1 protein-coding gene and 3 pseudogenes are annotated in these 3205 nt (G+C 59.1%); all 4 read right to left on the reverse strand.

Translation table 11 applies throughout. The annotated features are described in order from the left end of the window. Positions 1 to 332, reverse strand: a pseudogene (locus PYR71_RS30465) (reverse transcriptase domain-containing protein); the annotation flags it as partial. Continuing rightward, positions 332 to 537: pseudogene (locus PYR71_RS30470) on the reverse strand (IS630 transposase-related protein); the annotation flags it as partial. The pseudogenes PYR71_RS30465 and PYR71_RS30470, both read right to left, overlap by 1 nt. Positions 538 to 946: 409 nt before the next feature. After that, positions 947 to 2120, reverse strand: a pseudogene (locus tag PYR71_RS30475) (IS91 family transposase). Between the two features lie 12 nt (positions 2121 to 2132). Then, on the reverse strand, positions 2133 to 2993 hold the full coding sequence (locus PYR71_RS30480; RefSeq protein WP_077989899.1) for a site-specific integrase: 861 nt from the start codon (positions 2991 to 2993) through the stop codon (positions 2133 to 2135). Positions 2994 to 3205 lie beyond the last annotated feature (212 nt).

A 3205-nucleotide genomic window follows, 5' to 3' on the forward strand; every position in this document is an offset into this window, starting at 1 on the left:
CGCTCAATGACTTCTCCGTTCTTTTCCATAGGCGCGGTCAACCATCTTTCGATGTAGAGCAGAGCCCAGTTGCATTTGACGTCTTTTCTGACCGCCTTCAGCAAGAGATCATGCGGAAGATTGTCGAACAGCCCTTTGATGTCGAATTCCAGAACCCAATCGTATTTCCAGCACCGCTGACGCGTTACCCCAACGGCATCCAAAGCCGACTTCATCGGCCTGTAGCCATAGGAGTCTGGAAAGAAGAGCGGCTCTAAATCCGGCTCAATCATCTGCTTGACCACCATCTGCGCGATCCGATCACTGACCGTCGGCACACCCAAAACCCTTTGAAGGCGCGATGCGGCTCAAGCACCCGTCGACGTCGACCGCCATCTTGCCGGGGGTCACACTGCCGGTTGCCCGATGCCGCTGAGACCACTTCACAACAGACGACACGGCAATGTCGAACCGATCCGCCACAACCCGGCAGCTCTGACCGGCCGCAACTGAAGCCACTACACGTTCACGAAGATCATTCGAATAAGGTCGCGTCATGGAGGCTGGCCTCCTACTCCAGCACCCATCTTGAATCACAATTCTGCTGATTTGAGAATCTGGAGGGTTCTGTGAGGTCCGCGCGCCGTGCGTGCGGCATTCACTGATCGGACCTCATTGAAGCCGGATTGAGCGAAGGCGCGGGTTGTTTGTCGCTATGGGGATTTAGCCGAAGCGGTGGATGGCGTTTTGCAGGTTCGAGCCTTGGCGGAGCACGTTGACAGGTCTGGAAGGAGATACTTGCCGGTATTTGCGGTGTCTTTGACGCCCCTGTCGGCTGGTTTGCATCGACGGAACCCTTGGTGCTGTTGCGCTTTACGTTGCTCAGGCACGATGGGCCAAAGCACTTGCCTCGCGGCTGCTCGGCATGCCGACGCTGATCGTTGGACTGGTGGCACGCGTGGTATGATCATGAACTGTCTTCCCATGCTGGTCGGCAGACCGGCTGGATCGGGGTCCACGCGCCGATTATCGTCATCGTTCCGCCGCAACAGGGGCAGCGGTGCGCCAAAGGTGGTGGCTTTGCGTCCGGTTCTTCGACCGGCTGCTCCGGCGGCGGGACGCCGAGCAGGCTTCGGCACAGGTCCAGCTTCAGTTGCCGATGGACATTGGCAAGCAGGCCGTAATGACGAATGCGGTGAAAGCCGTCCGGAACGGTGTGAAGCAGGAGGCGCGGATGAACTCGTAGGCATCGAGCGTCATCACCTTTTGCCTGCCGCCCGTTCGATAATCCTTCCATCGGAATGTGACGCGATCGCCATCAATGCTGACGAGGCGGGAATTGGAGATGGCAATGCGATGGGTATAGCGGCCGAGATAGGCCAGTACCTGTTCGGGTCCGGCAAATGGCGGCTTTGCATAGACCACCCATTCGATGCGACGTGCTGCTCTAAGGGTTCGATTGAAGGCGACCGGATCGGCCAGAGCGGCGATATCGCCGCAGAATTGAAGTTGACCCAGATCGTAGGCCTGCCTCAGCTGTTCGAGAAACAGCCGCCGGAACAGCCGCGACAGAACCCGCACAGGCAGGAAGAAGGTTGGCCGGAAGGCAATCCAGCGCGACTGGTCGAACGACAATCCGCCGCCCGGCACGATACAATGGATATGTGGGTGGCAGTGGAGGTTCTGGCCCCAGGAGTGCAGCACCGCGATGAAATCGATCTCGGCACCCAGATGCCTGGGATCGGCAGCAAGCTTGCGTAGCGTCTCAGCCACAGCCTTGAACAGGATGTTGTAAACGGCGGTCTTGTTCTGGAAGGCGATTGCGGCGATCTGCTGCGGTAGGGTGAATACCACATGAAAGTAGCCGACCGGCAGAAGGTCGGCCTGCCGTGCGGCAAGCCAGTCACGACTCGCCTGTCCCTGACACTTTGGGTAATGCCGGTTGCGGCAGGAATTATAGCGACGCGGAACGCCGCGCAGTCCTGGCATTGCTGGACATGTCCGCCCAGCCGAGCGGTCCTGCACATCTCGACCGCACTCATGACCCGGCGTTCGACACGCCCGAGATGAGCGTCGTGTGCTTGGCGATATCTTTCCCCGTGGCGGTGAAAAATCTCCGCCACCTCCAGACCCGCCGCCATGGCGGAGCTTACTCAGCTTGGCGGCACCACCTCCAACGTCAGCCGGTCGAGCGGGCTGGTCGTGCTGCGGATCAGGGTGTTGGAAACCTTCGTGTAGCGTGCCGTGGTGGATAGATTGTTGTGGCCGAGCAAAACTTGGATGATGCGGATGTCGGTTCCGCTTTCCAGAAGATGGGTGGCAAAGCTGTGGCGCAGCGTATGCACCGTCACCCTCTTGTGGATCCCAGCCGCGGCGCACGCCGAACGGCAGGCAGAATACAGAACCTGGACGTCGATGGGCTTGGTCTCGTCCCGGCCCGGAAACAGCCAGACCTCGGGTCTCGCCAGCCGCCAATAGACCCGCAGGATCGCGAGCAACTGCGCTGATAGCATGACGTTGCGATCCTTTCCGCCCTTGCCATGCTCGACGCGGATGATGCCGCGTCCGCCTTCAATGTCACGGACCTTGAGATGGACAGCTTCCGAGGCGCGCAGCCCCGCCGCATACGCTGTCGTCAGTGCGGAACGGGTCCTCAGGCTCGGAACCGCTTCCAGAAACCGGACGATCTCGTCGCCGTTGAGGATCGTCGGCAGCTTGGCGGGTGTCCGGGCATAGGCAATGCGCTCCGGTATCTCGCCATGACCAAGCGTGACGCCAAAGAAGAACCGCAGGGCACAAACTGTCTGGTTCAAGGCTGGCCATGATAGGCCCGATGAAACCAGATGCACCTGAAACGCGCGCACGTCTTCCAGTCCAAGACGGTCTGGCGATCGCCCGAAATAGCGCGAGAACTTCGTCACCGCATGTAAATACGATCGTTGCGTTGCTGGCGAAAGGTTGCGGATCGTCATGTCATCGATCATGCGCCGGCGTAGAGGGCTCATCTCCGTCATCGTCATCTCCTGATTGAAGGTTGGGCAAAACAGCCCATTCCTTCAATCAGGAGCGCTTCATGCAATCAGATCCTCCAAATGCCGCGAAAGCGGCTTCGTTCAATCCCTGCCGATTCCGATAAGCGATGAACCGCTCTAGTTGTGAGCTTTCAGGAGGTTGTCCATTCGGCCCTGGTCGAGAAAGCTGAGGTTGTCAAAGCTTCAGTGATTCT

The sequence above is a fragment of the Rhizobium mulingense genome (assembly GCF_029194105.1).
Taxonomy (GTDB): domain Bacteria; phylum Pseudomonadota; class Alphaproteobacteria; order Rhizobiales; family Rhizobiaceae; genus Rhizobium; species Rhizobium mulingense.

Bases quoted from the DNA above. Each gene is read 5' to 3' on its own strand.
- PYR71_RS30480 (WP_077989899.1), bottom strand. From the start codon at position 2,993: ATGACGGAGATGAGCCCTCTACGCCGGCGCATGATCGATGACATGACG.